18 protein-coding genes, 1 tRNA gene and 1 other RNA gene are annotated in these 15846 nt (G+C 49.0%); all 20 read right to left on the bottom strand.

Annotated features, from left to right (window positions below; translation table 11 throughout):
• Nucleotides 1–25: 25 nt before the first annotated feature.
• The 20 genes from ACD630_RS01730 to tolR all read right to left on the bottom strand — a co-directional run bounded on the left by ACD630_RS01730 (nt 26) and on the right by tolR (nt 15844).
• Nucleotides 26–907 (bottom strand): MurR/RpiR family transcriptional regulator, encoded by an 882-nt coding sequence (locus ACD630_RS01730; RefSeq protein WP_430357925.1) that lies wholly within the window; start codon nt 905–907, stop codon nt 26–28.
• A gap of 146 nt (nt 908–1053) precedes the next feature.
• Entirely contained in the window at nt 1054–1320 is a 267-nt protein-coding gene (locus tag ACD630_RS01725; RefSeq protein ID WP_430357924.1) for a hypothetical protein, read from the bottom strand.
• 456 nt (nt 1321–1776) lie between these two features.
• Nucleotides 1777–1998 (bottom strand): hypothetical protein, encoded by a 222-nt coding sequence (locus ACD630_RS01720; RefSeq protein WP_430357923.1) that lies wholly within the window; start codon nt 1996–1998, stop codon nt 1777–1779.
• Nucleotides 1923–2354 carry a transposase gene (locus tag ACD630_RS01715; RefSeq protein ID WP_430359845.1) on the bottom strand — a complete coding sequence of 144 codons (432 nt, stop codon included), beginning with the start codon at nt 2352–2354 and terminating at the stop codon, nt 1923–1925. Before ACD630_RS01715 ends, ACD630_RS01720 begins: the two co-directional genes overlap by 76 nt.
• The gene (locus tag ACD630_RS01710; protein ID WP_430357922.1) at nt 2276–2743 is read right to left on the bottom strand and encodes an IS630 transposase-related protein; all 468 of its coding nucleotides are present in this window, start codon (nt 2741–2743) and stop codon (nt 2276–2278) included. The genes ACD630_RS01715 and ACD630_RS01710 overlap by 79 nt, the downstream gene beginning before the upstream one ends.
• Nucleotides 2744–2902: 159 nt before the next feature.
• Nucleotides 2903–5062: a YjbH domain-containing protein gene (locus ACD630_RS01705; protein ID WP_430357921.1), complete on the bottom strand. Its 2160-nt coding sequence runs from the start codon at nt 5060–5062 to the stop codon at nt 2903–2905.
• Entirely contained in the window at nt 5062–5841 is a 780-nt protein-coding gene (locus ACD630_RS01700) for a capsule biosynthesis GfcC D2 domain-containing protein (protein ID WP_430357920.1), read from the bottom strand. The genes ACD630_RS01705 and ACD630_RS01700 overlap by 1 nt, the downstream gene beginning before the upstream one ends.
• 9 nt (nt 5842–5850) lie before the next feature.
• Nucleotides 5851–6516: a YjbF family lipoprotein gene (locus ACD630_RS01695; protein WP_430359844.1), complete on the bottom strand. Its 666-nt coding sequence runs from the start codon at nt 6514–6516 to the stop codon at nt 5851–5853.
• Between the two features lie 87 nt (nt 6517–6603).
• Entirely contained in the window at nt 6604–6864 is a 261-nt protein-coding gene (locus ACD630_RS01690) for a hypothetical protein (RefSeq protein WP_430357919.1), read from the bottom strand.
• Nucleotides 6865–7480: 616 nt separating this feature from the next.
• The gene (gndA, locus tag ACD630_RS01685) at nt 7481–8887 is read right to left on the bottom strand and encodes an NADP-dependent phosphogluconate dehydrogenase (protein ID WP_430357918.1); all 1407 of its coding nucleotides are present in this window, start codon (nt 8885–8887) and stop codon (nt 7481–7483) included.
• 253 nt (nt 8888–9140) lie between these two features.
• The gene (locus ACD630_RS01680; RefSeq protein ID WP_430357917.1) at nt 9141–10166 is read right to left on the bottom strand and encodes an IS630 family transposase; all 1026 of its coding nucleotides are present in this window, start codon (nt 10164–10166) and stop codon (nt 9141–9143) included.
• 43 nt (nt 10167–10209) lie between these two features.
• On the bottom strand, nt 10210–10527 hold the full coding sequence (locus tag ACD630_RS01675; RefSeq protein WP_430359843.1) for a transposase: 318 nt from the start codon (nt 10525–10527) through the stop codon (nt 10210–10212).
• On the bottom strand, nt 10449–10919 hold the full coding sequence (locus ACD630_RS01670; protein ID WP_430357916.1) for an IS630 transposase-related protein: 471 nt from the start codon (nt 10917–10919) through the stop codon (nt 10449–10451). Before ACD630_RS01670 ends, ACD630_RS01675 begins: the two co-directional genes overlap by 79 nt.
• Before the next feature lie 75 nt (nt 10920–10994).
• A non-coding RNA gene (locus ACD630_RS01665) (RtT sRNA) lies at nt 10995–11122 on the bottom strand.
• Nucleotides 11123–11164: 42 nt separating this feature from the next.
• A tRNA-Lys gene (locus tag ACD630_RS01660) sits at nt 11165–11306 on the bottom strand.
• Nucleotides 11307–11477: 171 nt separating this feature from the next.
• Nucleotides 11478–12269, bottom strand: coding sequence for a cell division protein CpoB (cpoB, locus tag ACD630_RS01655; protein WP_430357915.1), 792 nt, complete (start codon nt 12267–12269; stop codon nt 11478–11480).
• 9 nt (nt 12270–12278) lie between these two features.
• On the bottom strand, nt 12279–12785 hold the full coding sequence (gene pal / locus ACD630_RS01650) for a peptidoglycan-associated lipoprotein Pal (protein WP_430357914.1): 507 nt from the start codon (nt 12783–12785) through the stop codon (nt 12279–12281).
• A gap of 31 nt (nt 12786–12816) precedes the next feature.
• A complete protein-coding gene (gene tolB, locus ACD630_RS01645; protein ID WP_430357913.1) occupies nt 12817–14109 on the bottom strand; it encodes a Tol-Pal system beta propeller repeat protein TolB in 1293 nt (430 codons plus the stop codon).
• A 215-nt stretch (nt 14110–14324) separates the two neighbouring features.
• Nucleotides 14325–15344 (bottom strand): cell envelope integrity protein TolA, encoded by a 1020-nt coding sequence (tolA, locus tag ACD630_RS01640; RefSeq protein ID WP_430359842.1) that lies wholly within the window; start codon nt 15342–15344, stop codon nt 14325–14327.
• 77 nt (nt 15345–15421) lie between these two features.
• Nucleotides 15422–15844 (bottom strand): colicin uptake protein TolR, encoded by a 423-nt coding sequence (gene tolR, locus ACD630_RS01635; protein WP_222160037.1) that lies wholly within the window; start codon nt 15842–15844, stop codon nt 15422–15424.
• Between the last annotated feature and the right edge of the window lie 2 nt (nt 15845–15846).

Raw genomic sequence — 15846 nt, 5'->3', positions numbered from 1 at the left:
TATTTTTACTGCTTTATAATTATATCTATTTATTATTGTTAAATAATTCCCTGGTGTTGGCATTTTTCCAATGACCCAGAAGACGCCAAGCATCATCGGAAAGTTTTAAATTCGCTTTGATTTTCTCCTCATCTTTCGTGATTACCTGCGCCATCAACCAATCGGCGACGATCATCGGACTCACTTTCGACCACCATGCCACTGCGGATGAACTGCGCACGATATACAACATTTCATCAGCTTCATTGGCTAAAGGAGAGCTGGCTCGGTCTGTCATCGCGACGACATAGGCTCCCCGTTGCCGGGCAAGGCTCATCAAATCAATGGTATAGGGGATGTAACGCTCCCACCCGATACCAATAAACACATCCTGCTCATTCACTTGCAATATACGGTCTGCCACATCACCGTGACCGATATTGAACACCTCGGTGTTGCCGAGAAAATGATTCAATTGCATCGCCAGATAGGAGACCATGGAAAACGACGTTCCGTTACCACTCACCCAAATACGCCTTGCGGCAGCGATACGCCCAGCGACTGCTGAAACAATACGGTCTTCATTCAGTTCTGCCGTGGCTTTCAAGAGCTGGCTGGCATTGGCAAACACGCTCTCTTTTAATTCTGTCTCACTGGGCAACGCAGGTTCGCGATGCAAGATGCCGCTGGCGCCAGTGCGCTCAATCAAAGCATCTCCCAATGATTCTTTCATGTGGGCGTAGCCCTCATACCCCACTGCACGTGAAAAGCGCACAATGGCGGCATCACTGATGTTCATCACAGCGGCCAACTGGCGGGCCGTCATGAATGCTACGCAATCTTTGTTGTGTTCGATGTAGCGTGCAATCATCTGCTGTGACGGTGTCAAGCGCGAAAAACGTTCCCTCAATAAAGCGGTGAACTCCATACTGCCCCCTTAAAGAATCAGTTGCTACATTTAAAATCAAAAATGTAGTAATTGCAACACTGCATTTTATTTTTTCTTATTAACGCATAAAAAAATAAGTAGCAGGCTATTAATAACCCATTCATGAAAGAATGGTTGTATTTGCTTCAGACATAAAACATTTTAGGCCAATTTGCAGATAACCGCTTGCCAATACGGCTTCGGAACAGCGACGTTGCGCAGGAGACGGAATATAGAAGAAAACGTTGGCGGCGGTACGCTACAGTCTTAACTCCCCTGCTACCACCGTGATCACAAAAAACCATCATGATAAGCAATATTGCAACATCAACACTGCTGCTTTCTTTTAGGGCACGTTTTACCCACAGCTTGACCTCCGCCGTCAAACTTGCAAACAAAACAAAATCGTCCAAGCACATCGCTTTTGCAGAAACACTGCTTAGGATAAAAAAAGGCGGCACCCGATACCCACCTTGAGTCACTGACGCGTTTCGAGGCGTATCCCTACAGCTGTTCACGTTCGCATCGGCTTTGTTGAATAAATAGATTTTATGCTGGCAGTCCAGTGAAACGACGGATCCTCGCAACGTAAAATCATGCAGTTAGGCATCATGAGAAAAGTGTACACCTGAGATGACAAGCATTTTCAACCAAAACTGGCATGGAAAAACAGCATGATTACCTATTATTCAACAAAGCCGTTCGCATCAACAACGTATTCGGGAAGATAAGTATCAGCATCTTGGCAATGCGCTTGATCGGGTTAAGGAGATTCGGCAATTTTTAGACGGTTTTTCGCCAACAGAACAAGCGCCCCCCGCCCCGCAAGTCAGATTACGCCGTGCAGTAAACCAGCATCTGACGCGATCCTATGAAAATTCGTCAGGCGTTTCGTTTACGCAGCAAAAGCGGCGATTTATGCCATCAGTCAGCATGTCGATCAAAAAAAGCAAACGGTAAACCTCGATAATTTCACACACCTCACGACGGATATAGCCAAGCGACTTAATTTTGATTACACCATATGGACTGAGAACAAAATCTCTGTATCGCAAGCACTCTCTCTTTTTTTGCTTTTTGCTTGTGCCCATTTATGCTCAATGGGGTTAAGATCTGGCAAATATGTAGGCAAATACTCCACCATATACCCTGCCTCGATGATGACTTGTTGAATATTATGTTTTTTGTGAAAAGTTGCATTGTCCATCACGATTACACTGTTTTTAGGGAGTACTGGGATAAGGACTTGTGTGACCCAGGAATAGAAAACATCGCTGTTAATATTGATATCAAATAATCCGATAGCAAACAGCGTTGTGCCTAATAACGCGCCGATAACATTTGTTCTTCCCTTGGCTCCCCCGTTCTTCAGGCCAAAACACCGTTGACCTTTTGGGGAATAGCCGTGAGTCCGTGGGGTATCGTGTGGAAAACCACTTTCATCAATAAAAACAATAGGCTTACCTTATTTTTTATACTGTTGTATTTTTTGTTGAAATGCTTGCCGGGCGCTTTCGTCGGCTTTCGGATGGCGTAGAGTTTTTTATAGGTCAATCCCAGCTTTTTAAGAGCTTGCCAAATGGCCTTCTGACAAACGCCAAAACGCTCTGCACGTTCTTTTTGGTAAGCATCTGGATATGGTTCAACATCTTTTATCAACTCGGATTTATCGATCTTTCGCTGACGCGTGGTCGATACTTTTGACGCTATTTGATTAATCCAACGCGATACAGAGGCAGGGCCAATCCGAAATTGCTTCGCTGTTTCTCGGATACTCAACCCTTCTTCTTCCCGTGTAGATATCACTTTACCTCTAAAATCAATTGAATAGCTCATTTAAATAATGCAATCAAAATTAAGTCGTTTAGCTATATCGTTACCTGAAACTCGCATAACGTCCACTGGCAACCAGCAGTTTTCCTTTATCAGGTAAAAACAATGCGGCCTTACTCACGCAGAGTAAGGCCGCATATCGATGCCAGCGACTTATTGTTATTAGCGGATTTCACCCGCCACGCCGTAGAGACCGTTACGCCGTTGCAGCATCTGACCGCCATCACGCGTCAGCGGTACCCAGCCGACAGCACCACGTTTCACCGTCGGTTCGGTAAACATCAGATCGAACGGAATGGAGATATAGAAGCCCTTGGTAAAGCTGCCCTCGCCATAGTCTTTGCTGCTGACATCGGTTTTGGTAGCAAACACTCCGGCGGTGATGCCGCTGTCAAAGCGACGCGACAAATCGACCGTGACACCGTAGTCTCCGGCCAGATAGCGCCCGACGCTGATTTTCGCAAACGATCCTTCAACGTAAGGCATTTCCCAATACGCGGTAAGGTGCCCGGTCACTACGTCATAATCCGCCGTGCGCATAATGTCATTCCAGTCACGCTGCTTAACGTAGTTGACATCCAGCCCCAGCGCCCAGCGCTCACCGAACGGACGGTACAGCACTTCTGAGCCGACCCCGGCATACATCATTTCCAGATAACCGCCGTACACTTGGGTGTACCAGTCTGTCGCTGGGTTATCCATACGTGTCAATTGCAGGTTGGTCAGCAGCAAATCGGAAGAGGTTACATATTCACGAATCCAGGTTCTGACGCGCGATAAAGTAGTATCAGTCGGGGGCGTTTTATAATTAAAACGATCGTAGTTGTTGATCAGGTTCAATGACGCTGCCCCACCCACAGACCAGTGATCGCTCAGACGATAATCCGCACTACCTTTCAGCGCCACCTGATACATATAAAACGATTCTGCACCACCTACGGATTGCGTCAAGGCAGGCTCTATTCCGTAGGTAAAGCGAGATGGCTCGCTACGTAGCACCGATTGCCCATTGATATCAGAGAGCGGTTCTGCACGGTGGGTTACGGGATCTGGCTGACCTAACGGAATTGACGCCGATTGCACATCGCGGAACGCTTTGGTATCCACCGCTGTACTTTCCACAGGCAGATGCTGACTGCGGCGTACGATATGGTATTCCCCTACGCTCTTGGGCACATGGTTGGCCAAAACGGTGGCCGCACGCCGATTGGCGTCATTTTTATCGCGGTATTTCTCTTGATCGGCAACAATAGTGACCTGCTGCTCATCGGCATAAATATCGGCATCGCGATAACCGGCTTTCTCATCCAACTCACGCGCCACTTGCTGCCAGTTGGTACCGTTATCCAAATGAACGGGCGCATAAACAGGCGGAACATCTTCTGGATGCACCGGGCGCAGATCGTTAAAGTTGGTGCGCAAGCTAAAGCCCCACATCATGGTGTTGCCACGCTGCCAGGAAAGGGTGGTATCAAAGAAATCACTGACGCGGTAGACCATACCGATGTTGAAAGGGGAATCTTGTTTGATTTTCTCTGACGCTTTACGGCCCTGATCTGCGGCTTCAGCACTGTAATCGTTACCGTCATATTCCAGCTTAAGGCGCAGCGGATTCCATAGAGTTTGATACTCAATACCGCCAAACAGCGCAGCCGGTCCATGGAAAAAATTCCCCACTTCAAATTGCCCACCGCCTGTTTTATAACTACCGCTGCGCTGGCAGAAACTGGCTTTAAATTCACAGGCTGGGTTTTTAATATTGCCGCTTTCGGCCATGTTGCCCCAGCCAATGCCGAACGTGAAATCAAACGGCCCCATGCGCTTGCTGGCCACCAAGTATTCGCTGTCAAACAATCCAGTACCGGCAATATCACGTAAACCAAAAGAAACATCTGGCATCCATGCGCTTTCCTGCCAAAGCCGCGCTTTAACGTCGAAAGATTTGTCTTTATAACTTTGGTTACCGCTGAAATTGACGTCCTGACTATAAAGTAGAGTACGAATGTCGGTATAACGCACCGTAGTTTCCAGCCAGTCAAACAGTTGCATTGACACAGAATAACGCCGGTACTCTTCGTTACCCCGATAGTTCAGGTTGAATTCACCGCTGCGTGCCATGCGCGCCGTCGGCATTTGCAGTAACCCGGTGCCACCAAAATCAGACTGCGATACACCAGCACTGTCAAAGCGAGTATTGGAATTGGTGACGTCTTTAAGACTATCACTTTGCTGGGCGACATCCTGCGCCATAACCTGACCACTCAGTACACTGCCGATGGCCAACGACAGACAGCCTATTTTAAATCTTCTGTTCTTTGTCATCAGTGTGGGATCCGGTTAGCCAGAAAATCAGCAAGTTGCTCGTTCAGAGCAACAAACTCGTTGGGTAATACGCCGGGATCGAAACCAATAAACAGCGTTTCACCCGCCGCAGGCTCAATATGCTGCTGGTTCCACAGTGCCAGTGGCACTTTGCGCCATACACCTTGACCATCGATAAGGTAACCCGCATCTCGATTGGCACCGGTCAGAAAGCGGCGATCCAGCACATAATCTCTAACCGTCCCGCCGGATTGCAACGCCACATCACCCACGGTTTTCAGCTCCTCGATATCAGGATCGGTGTTAATCAACCCAGCTAGGGTAAAGCGGGATGCCAACGGCGCAATATAGAGCGCATAATCGCCCACCAACGGACGATTGGCACGTGGGGTTACACGCACTCTGTCAGGATCGAGCGGTGTTGAGATTCTCCCAGCCACATCAACCTGATCCAGCATTTTACGCATCAGCCAAGCTGAAATCGCAAGGTCGCCATCACCAGAGTTACGCCAGCGGGTTTCCAACTCAGCCAGCGATTTACGCAGTGCTTCTGCCTGTGCATAGACTTTTTGCGTACTGCCATAATCAGAAATCAATGCAGTGCGCCAGTTAACGTCAGCGGGAAACCTAACCTGCTGATAAAAATCCGCCAGCCGTGTGCCGTCTGCTTGCTTCACCACCGCCAGCGTCTGCTGCGGCGTTTTTACCGTTAACTGTGCGGCCTGTACCGCCCCGGCAGTTAACAGCATCAGGAGTGCCATACGGGTAAATGCCAACATGTCAGTCCCTTATTGTACGTAGGGTTTCAATACCGTGAATTTAATCAGTGCCATGTCCGGCCCCATCTGTTGCCAGGTTTGCACTACCTGCCCAGTCGTTGGCTCGAGCCAGTAGGTATTGGTGTATTCCGCGTTTAAGACAGGAATAGAGACCTGTTCGGTAAATTTCAACAGTTGGTGCGGCTTGTCCAAAATGGTCACCGTCTCTTTACCGCGCGCCTGAAACACGGATTCTACCGCATAATCACCGCGTTGCACCTGCGACCATGCCATTTTTCCCTGCCAATGCAATGAGGTTGAGGGTTTTAATAAACCGACAGCGAGCGGATCAGGCGTGACATTGATGACATGAGCAATATCCTCACCGAAACCCTGCGTTTTAACGAGGCGGCCATTCTGCGTCACGACAATATTGCGGTCTGCACCAATCCATTTGAACTGACCGTTTTCAGCAAAAGCCAGCACCACAAAGGCCTGGGGTGCTTTTCCGACTCTCAGGTAAGCTGAGGCATAGGGCGTTTGTGCCACTTTCTCAGCAGACACCTGCACATTGCCCAGCCCCCAAATCGCCAGCGTGGCGATTTTTTGGAATGCATCCATCTTCTGCGAACAACCGATCAACGCCAACGCGAACAGTGGCAACAGCACCAGCACTCTGAGTTTTGCCACGAGCATTTTTTTTATCATTACGTGAATATCTCGCAAAACAGCCAGAAATAACAAAAGAAAGGCCACCGAAGTGGCCTTGAATACTAAATGACCTTAACGAGGTACAGTACCCGTCGTGGTGGTACCGGTGTTACCACCGTCATTATCATTGGCAGTAACAGCAATAGCCACACCAGCCGCAACGGCAGCAGTAACACCCGGCGCAATAGCAGCGGTAGTACCCGCCGCAGCACCCGCAGCACCCGCACCACCTGCACCAGCAGCTACAGCGGTAGTGCCTGTGGTGGTGGCAGCAACCGTGCCAGCCGTACCGACTTCAGCAGTAAACGCACTGGAGGACATAGCAACTGCCAAGGCCAACGTAAGTAACGTCTTCTTCATTACGATTTCCTTTATTAACAAATGAAGCGCTTCAGGGAGGAATACCGTTCAGGAGAACCGCATCCCAACCTTCTTTACCGCGATGCGCGGCACAGCCCACTCCGACCGCGGCGACATCGCTCCACTGAGGAGACTCTCAGCAATAGATTATAGGACAGGGAATCTCAACGCTCCCCATTCACTGACTCAGGTTTTTTACACACGCTTAAAAATAGCAAGATCTCGCTACAATAAACAGTGAAATTGGGCTTTGTTGAATAATAGTGAGTCATGCTGTTTTGCCAAGCCAGTTTTGGTAGAAAATGCTTGTCACCTCAGGTTTACAGTTTTCTTATGAGGCCTAACTGCATGATTTTACGTTGCGAGGATCTGTCGTTTTACCGGGGGTGCAGCATAAAATATGTTTATTCAACAAAGCCGTGAAATTGTAAATTACGCTCGTATCAACGTTAACAAAGACGGGTAGCGGCAAAAAGGCAATCAATCATAACCGCATGATTAACTTTAATTTAATGAGAAATATCTATGCAAAACGCCGAATGGCGACACTATTCGGCGTTTATTTAACAACGTAATTTTAAGAAATAACTTATTCCAACCACTCGGTGTGGAATACGCTTTCCTTATCAGTGCGTTTATAGGTGTGTGCGCCAAAGTAATCGCGCTGCGCCTGGATCAGGTTGGCAGGCAACACCGCTGAGCGATAGCTGTCGTAATAAGCGATGGCCGCAGAGAAAGTTGGTGTCGGGATACCGTTTTGCACCGCATAGGCCACAACATCACGCAATGCCTGCTGGTAGTCATCGGCCGCTTTCTTGAAGTAAGGTGCCAGCAACAGGTTGGCAATATCCGGCGTTGCCGCGTAGGCATCCGTAATTTTTTGCAGGAACTGAGCGCGAATAATGCAACCAGCACGGAAAATCTTGGCAATTTCACCGTAGTTTAGGTTCCACTGATGCTCTTCTGAAGCCGCACGCAGTTGTGAGAAACCTTGCGCATAGGAAACGATCTTACCCAGATAGAGCGCACGACGCACGTTTTCAATAAAGGTAGCCTTGTCACCGCTAAACGGTTTTACCTGCGGACCAGTCAGCACTTTGGAAGCAGCAACACGCTGATCTTTGAGTGAGGAAATATAGCGCGCAAACACAGATTCGGTGATCAGCGACAGCGGTTCGCCAAGATCGAGCGAGCTTTGGCTGGTCCATTTGCCGGTGCCTTTGTTAGCCGCTTCATCCAAAATAACATCAACCAGATAGTTACCCTCTTCATCTTTCTTGGTGAAGATACCTTTGGTGATATCGATCAGGTAGCTGCTCAGTTCCCCTGCATTCCATTCAGAGAAGGTTTTTGCCAGTTCGTCATTGGACAGGTTCAAGCCATGCTTCAGCAATGAATAGGCTTCGGCAATCAATTGCATATCGCCGTATTCGATGCCGTTGTGCACCATTTTTACATAGTGACCGGCACCGTCTGGCCCGATATAAGTGACGCAGGCTTCTCCTTCGGCACGGGCAGCAATTTTTTCCAAAATAGGCGCCACCAGCTCATAGGCATCTTTCTGCCCACCCGGCATGATGGAAGGCCCTTTCAGTGCGCCCTCTTCACCACCGGAGACACCAGTGCCGATAAAGTTGAACCCTTCCACAGACAGCTCACGGTTGCGGCGGATGGTGTCCTGGAAGAAGGTGTTGCCGCCATCAATGATGATGTCGCCTTTATCCAGATAGGGCTTCAGGGATTCGATCGCTTTGTCCGTGCCTTCGCCCGCTTTTACCATCAACAAAATACGGCGCGGAGATTCCAGAGACGCCACAAATTCTTCAACGGTGTAATAAGGCACCAGTTTTTTGCCGGGATTTTCGGCCACCACGTCTTCGGTTTTTTCACGAGAGCGGTTGAAAATGGACACGGTGTAACCACGACTTTCGATGTTAAGCGCCAAATTGCGCCCCATCACCGCCATACCCACCACGCCAATTTGCTGTTTGGACATTAAAGCAACTCCTGTCTGAAGGATAACCTGCCTGTATCACGACGACGACAGACAACGCAAAAGCAGGCGGATATGGTAACTCAGCTTAAGGCATGTGGATAGTGATAGGCGATAGATGGGCATACAGGTTTTATTTCTCTTTTGGTTGCGGCACAGAGTGGCTACACACAAACATCTCTATTGCAACCAAGTGTTGTCATATAGTGACATTTTGTTCTTTACGCCTATAATGTCACCATATACCCAATAAACCTCAAGATGCAGGTTTGAGCACCTGAAAACAATCGTGAATTCTGGACGTCAGCGAGTCCGCTATTTCTGGTAGCGTATTGGTGAAAAAATTGAATATTGCATCCCGAAAATCGCGGGTGTTTTCAAAATAGCGATTATTCCGTGTATGCTCATTCATCACTTTCCACAGGCGTTCTATCGCGTTCAGATTCGGACTGTAAGGCGGTAAATAGTGAAGCTCTATGTTCACGACAAAGGCCCAATCCTTAATCAATTGGGTTCGGTGATAACCCGCACCGTCCAGTATTACATGGATTCTCTGTCGGTAATCAGGGTAACGTTTGCATATCTCAATGAAAAAACGAGCAATGTTGTAGTCATTAATTGTTTTGTAATCCTGAATAACCGTACCGCCGATATCGCTCAGATTCAGCGCACCCAGTATATTCAGACGGGTTCGACTTCCCGTTGTTTTAACTGACTTTTTATGCCCTTTTCGTATCCATCCATAACTGAGCTTTGTGGCTTGTGTCGGATGAACCGCATCGATAAACAGAATCGCCTCATTGCCGGCTGTTTTCTTTAAATTCTCATAATATTCAATGAAATGCTTCTGATTTTCTTCACTGAATTTATGGGGTACGCCCGCCGGTTTTTTGTAGGAGAAACCATGACGGTGCAACCACTTGTTCATGCCGGGAATACTGAATCGGATAGCCCAGCGATGTTCGACATAAGCCACGATGTCGTGGGTATGATGGAAGAGATGTTGAGATAAATAGCTGATTAAGAGCGCAGTCTTTTCAGCACAAAGCCGACTTGCAGACCCACCGTTTTCAGGTTTAAGTTTGCGAGTGTTGACGTAATTGTTGATATGTTGGTTTACCGTCGTTTCGTGCAGACGCAGAGCTTGCGCAATCATCGCAGAGCTCCAGCCTTCGGAGGCCAGCAGGACGGCTTTGATGCGATCACAAACACGCTTATCACGACTGGTGTCATGAAGGTGTTCGAGTTCGGCTTTTTGCTTGTCGGTAATAAATATCTTCATAGTGGGTGAGCATGATCTTCTTACCGCGTAAAATCAAGCATCTTCAATGATCACGGGTATACCCTGCATCGATGATGACTTGTTGAATATTATGTTTTTTGTGAAAAGTTGCATTGTCCATCACGATTACACTGTTTTTAGGGAGTACTGGGATAAGGACTTGTGTGACCCAGGAATAGAAAACATCGCTGTTAATATTGATATCAAATAATCCGATAGCAAACAGCGTTGTGCCTAATAAAGCGCCGATAACATTTGTTCTTCCCTTGGCTCCCCCGTTCTTCAGGCCAAAACACCGTTGACCTTTTGGGGAATAGCCGTGAGTCCGTGGGGTATCGTGTGGAAAACCACTTTCATCAATAAAAACAATAGGCTTACCTTCTTTTTCATACTGTTGTATTTTTTGTTGAAATGCTTGCCGGGCGCTTTCGTCGGCTTTCGGATGACGTAGAGTTTTTTTTTATAGGCCAATCCCAGCTTTTTAAGAGCTTGCCAAATGGCCTTCTGACAAACGCCAAAACGCTCTGCACGTTCTTTTTGGTAAGCATCTGGATATGGTTCAACATCTTTTATCAACTCGGATTTATCGCTCTTTCGCTGACGCGTGGTCGATGCTTTTGACGCTATTTGATTAATCCAACGCGATACAGAGGCAGGGCCAATCCGAAATTGCTTCGCTGTTTCTCGGATACTCAACCCTTCTTCTTCCCGTGTAGATATCACTTTACGTCTAAAATCAATTGAATAGCTCATTTAAATAATGTAATCAAAATTAAGTCGTTTAGCTATATTTAGCGATTGGAATTGATAGAAAGGGTATCTAAAAAATGGTGGGTCGTGCAGGATAACTCAGCCGTTGGCCTCGCCCCTTCGGGGTCAACGCTAACGCGTTGCTGTCTCGCTTCGCTCGGCTCGAACCTGAACGCAGCTTCTCACCTGCACGACAGACGCACATAAATATTTAACGATTGGAATTGATAGAAAGGATATCTAGAAAATGGTGGGTCGTGCAGGATAACTCGGCCGTTGGCCTTGCCCCTGCGGGGTCAACGCTAACGCGTTGCTGTCTCGCTTCGCTCGGCTCGAACCTGCAACCAATTGATTAAAAGTCAACTGCTCTACCGACTGAGCTAACGACCCATCATGGTGCTACTTCGGCGTTTTCACCTTGCCTTGGCAACGGCGGCATATACTACTAACTTATCAGCTCAGTGCAACCTATTTTCCTGAAAAACGGTTCAACTGCTTAATCATCAAACGACAAAGCACAAAAATCGCTCATGGCGCGCAATTTTTGTGCCTAGAAAGGGGTTAGAGCCCAGTCAGCCGTTTTTGCGCCTGCTTGGCGCTTTCGGTATTAGGATATTGTTTGATGACCTGCTGGTAGACAGCCTTCGCTTTATCCGTCTGCCCCTTTTCCTGCATGATCACCCCAACCTTGAGTAAGGCTTCGGAGCTTTTAGGGGATTTCGGGTAATTCTTGACCAGGTTCGCAAAATAGTAAGCGGCGTCGTCTTTCTTACCTTTGTTGTAGTTCAACTGACCCAGCCAATAGTTGGCATTCGGCTGATAAGTTGAGTCAGGGTATTTTTTGACAAATGACTGAAAAGCTGCAATAGCCTGATCGTACTGCTTTTTCTCTAGCACCAATGCCGCCGCAGCATTGTAGTCGCTGTTGGCATCACCGGTACTGGCCGGTGCAACCGGCGCGCCCGCACCATTACTGGCGGGACTGGAGGTAGACGCACCCGTATCCGTTGCTGGCGCAGAAGACGCCGACGGCGTTGACGACGAGGAGCCCATGCTATCCATTTGCTGATAGATTTGCTTCTGGCGTTCAACAACCTGATTCAACTGGTACTGATTTTCCTGAATCTGCCCACGCAAACTGTCAATATCGCGCTGCGTATCAGAGAGCTGCTGCTGAAGTTGAGTTAATAGCTGGCTATGAGCGTTAGAAATACGCTCCATTTGGGTGACACGGTCTTCCACCAAGCCAGAGCCGACATTACTGATTGGCGCTTGGGCAGTAGCGGCCCAAGGGACCGCTACGCCAACCAATAACGACAGACCCACGAGATGACGTCTGAAGTTACTGTTCATGCAATGCTCTTAGTATACCAAGACCGCACGACGGTTTTTGGACCATGCAGCTTCGTCATGACCCAGAACCACAGGTTTCTCTTTACCGTAAGAAACGATAGAGATCTGATCGGAAGAAACACCTTTGCCTTGTAGGTACATCTGAACAGCGTTAGCACGACGTTCACCTAGGGCGATGTTGTATTCCGGCGTACCGCGTTCATCCGCATGACCTTCGATAGTCACTTTGTAGGACGGGTTGCTGCGCAGGAAGGAAGCGTGCGCGCCCAGCATCTGAGCGAAGTCAGAACGGATATCGTACTTGTCCAAATCGAAGTATACGATGTTGTTGCGTTGCAGTTCTTGCATTTGCAGGCGAGCCTGCTCAGAATAAGACATATTGCCGTTTTCATAACCCCTGCCTGCAGTGCCAACGGTAGACTGGTCATTGACGTCTTTCTTGTGTGAACTACATGCGGCGATAGCCAGCACCGGCAGAGCCAACATCAGGCCTTTCAGTACTTTATTGAATTGCATCTCTTATGTCCTTTGAAAAAATTATTTATGTTTATAAATACGGCGACCAAGCAGGGAATTTAACCTGTCCATCAGCTGCCGGAAGACGCGCTTTGAAACGTCCGTCAGTAGACACCAGCTGCAGCACAGAGCCCAGCCCCAGTTTAGAGCTGTAAATCACCATAGTGCCGTTCGGTGCAATACTCGGCGTTTCGTCCAGATAGGTGCCCGTAATGACTTGAACGGCCCCCGTCACTAGATCTTGTGTAGCAATATGCTGAGCACCACCGTTGGAGCTCACCATCACTAGCATTTTGCCATCGTCACTGACTTCTGAGTCCTGATTCTGCGCCCCTTCCCAAGTGATACGCTGCGGAGCTCCGCCATTAACGTTAATTTTGTAGACTTGCGGACGTCCAGCCTGATCCGAAGTATATGCCAAAGTTTGGCTGTCGGGGAACCAGGTTGGTTCAGTATTGTTGCTGCGACCATCCGTCACTTGACGGATCTGACCGGAGCCGATGTCCATGACATACAGGTTCAGGCTGCCGCTTTTGGAAAGTGCAAAGGCCAGTTTGCTGCCATCCGGGGAAAACGCCGGAGCACCGTTGTGACGCAAGAAGGACGCAACCTGACGGATTGCCCCATTAGCCAACGTTTGAATCACCAGCGCAGAACGACCGCTTTCAAAGGTAACGTATGCCACTTTGCTGCCATCCGGCGACCAGGCCGGAGACATCAGCGGTTCTGGAGAACGATGCACTACAAACTGGTTGTAGCCATCATAATCAGATACACGCAGTTCGTAAGGGAACTGACCACCGTTAGTCTGCACCACATAGGCTATACGTGTACGGAAGGCACCTTTGATACCGGTTAGCTTCTGGAACACTTCATCACTGGCGGTATGCGTGGCATAACGCAGCCATTGCTTGGTGACCTTGAACTGGTTTTGCGCCAATACGCTGCCTGGGTTACCCGAGGTATCAACCAGTTGATAAGAGATCACGTAGCTACCATCTGCACCCGGCTGAACCTGACCCACGATGACGGAGTCAATCCCCAGCGCCGTCCAGGCAGCAGGCGTGACTTCCGAGGAAGAACCCGGCTGCTGCGGCATACGACTGGGATCGATCGGATTGAATTTACCGCTGTTACGCAGATCCGCACCAATGATACCGCCAATATCTTCCGGCGCTGCGCCGCCGCCAGCCCACTTGAACGGAACCACGGCGATAGGACGTGCCGAGTCAACCCCTTGGGTAATCTCGATACGCACTTCGGCGTGTAGCGCTGTGACCCACAGCATTAAAAAACCTAGTGCAACTTTACATGCCTGCTTCATTTCATCTCCCTTATCCAGAGGTATCGCCTCGGATAAATTAGCAGAATTTTAACAAACCGGTATCACCAAAACACAATACCCGTGGGTGGTGCTATCATCCTTGTCCTAAAGATATAGCCAAGCGACATTATTTTTATCAGGGCATTGGCTGTAATCATTTTTAAGTCGGTTGGCTATACCATGCGGCACCGTTAGCATCGTACTGCACGCCACGATTATTGCGGTTTGAAATCAATCGGTGCATTTTTGAAAGCTTCATACACATCCGTGCTTGGCGGCTTCGGTATTCTTGCCTGCTTGGCTGCGGCAATCGCCGCCTGACACAGTGCCGGGTCTCCACTTTTCGCTTCAACGGAAACGAGCAGACCGTCAGGTGCCAGTTTGATGCGCAATGTACAGGTTTTACCCCGATAAAGCTGCCAGTCATAAAATTTACTCTGGATCGCCGCGCGCACCTGGCCGCCATAACTGTCCAGTGCGGCACCTGAGGCACCGCTCTTTTTCGCCGTGCCGGCACCGGCTGGCGCACCGCCACCTGATTTAGGCGCGTTTTTCGACGAAGCCAAACCACCGAGAAGATCGTCAACGGAATCAGACTGTGCAGCAGCTTCTGCGGCGGCTTTAGCTTTCGCATCAGCAGCCGCTTTCGCTTTGGCATCGGCTTCAGCTTTCACCTTGGCTTTCGCATCAGCTTTCGCCTTGGCTTTCGCATCAGCTTTCGCCTTGGCTTTCGCATCAGCTACCGCTTTGGCCTTCACTTCTTCTTCAGCCTGCTTTTTCGCAGCAGCAGCGGCTGCTTTGGCTTGTTGTTCAGCTTCTGCTTTCGCCTTCGCGGCAGCGGCTTCCGCCTGCTTACGCTGCTCGGCCTGTTCTTGCGCCTGCTGCTTAGCGTCCTCTTGCGCTTGAAGGCGCTCTTTCTCAAGCTCTTTTAAACGCTGTTGCTCAGCAGCCTGCTTCTGCTGTAACTCTTCAGCTTGCTGCTCAACCTGCTTTCTACGCAACTGTTCCGCGCGTTTTGCATCACTCTGCTGTTGCTGCTGGCGGTTGTACTGTTCAACGACGGCATTGGGATCAACCATTACCGCATCGATTGCAGAGCCGCCACCGCCGCCGCTGGCATCCATAGAGGAGTGGAATGAGCTCCACACCAGCAAAGCAATCAGTATGATGTGCAAAACGGCCGAGACAATAATGGCGCGTTTTAACTTATCAGGTTTTTCGGTGGCCTTTAGCACAAGCGGTTCCCAAATACTGTGTTGCCGTAATAAACAATTGCCAGAAAAAACATCACGCTTTGACTGCAACGCATTGATTATATAGGCTGAGTCATCAGACCTACTGATTTGACCCCAGCCTGGCGCAGCAAGTTCAGCGCTTTGATGATCTCATCATAAGGCACGTCTTTCGCGCCCCCGATCAGAAACACCGACTTGGGGTTTTCAGCCATACGCGCCTGGGCTTCCGCCACAATCTGCTCAGCGGGAAGTTGTTCCATCCGCTTTTGTTCAATAACCAGACTGTACTGACCGACGCCAGACACTTCGACAATCACCGGCGGATTATCGTTGCTGGAGACGGTTTTGGAATCTGTCGCATCAGGCAAATCCACTTCCACGCTCTGTGTGATGATGGGGGCCGTTGCCATGAAGATCAGCAACAACACCAGCAGCACGTCCAGTAATGGAACGATGTTAATTTCGGATTTTAGATCCCGGCGACCACGTGAACGAGCCATGC

It is taken from the genome of Symbiopectobacterium sp. RP, assembly GCF_050472005.1.
Taxonomy (GTDB): domain Bacteria; phylum Pseudomonadota; class Gammaproteobacteria; order Enterobacterales; family Enterobacteriaceae; genus Symbiopectobacterium.
Note: the sequence above shows the minus strand (reverse complement) of the source record. Positions and strands in the feature narration are given on the sequence as shown.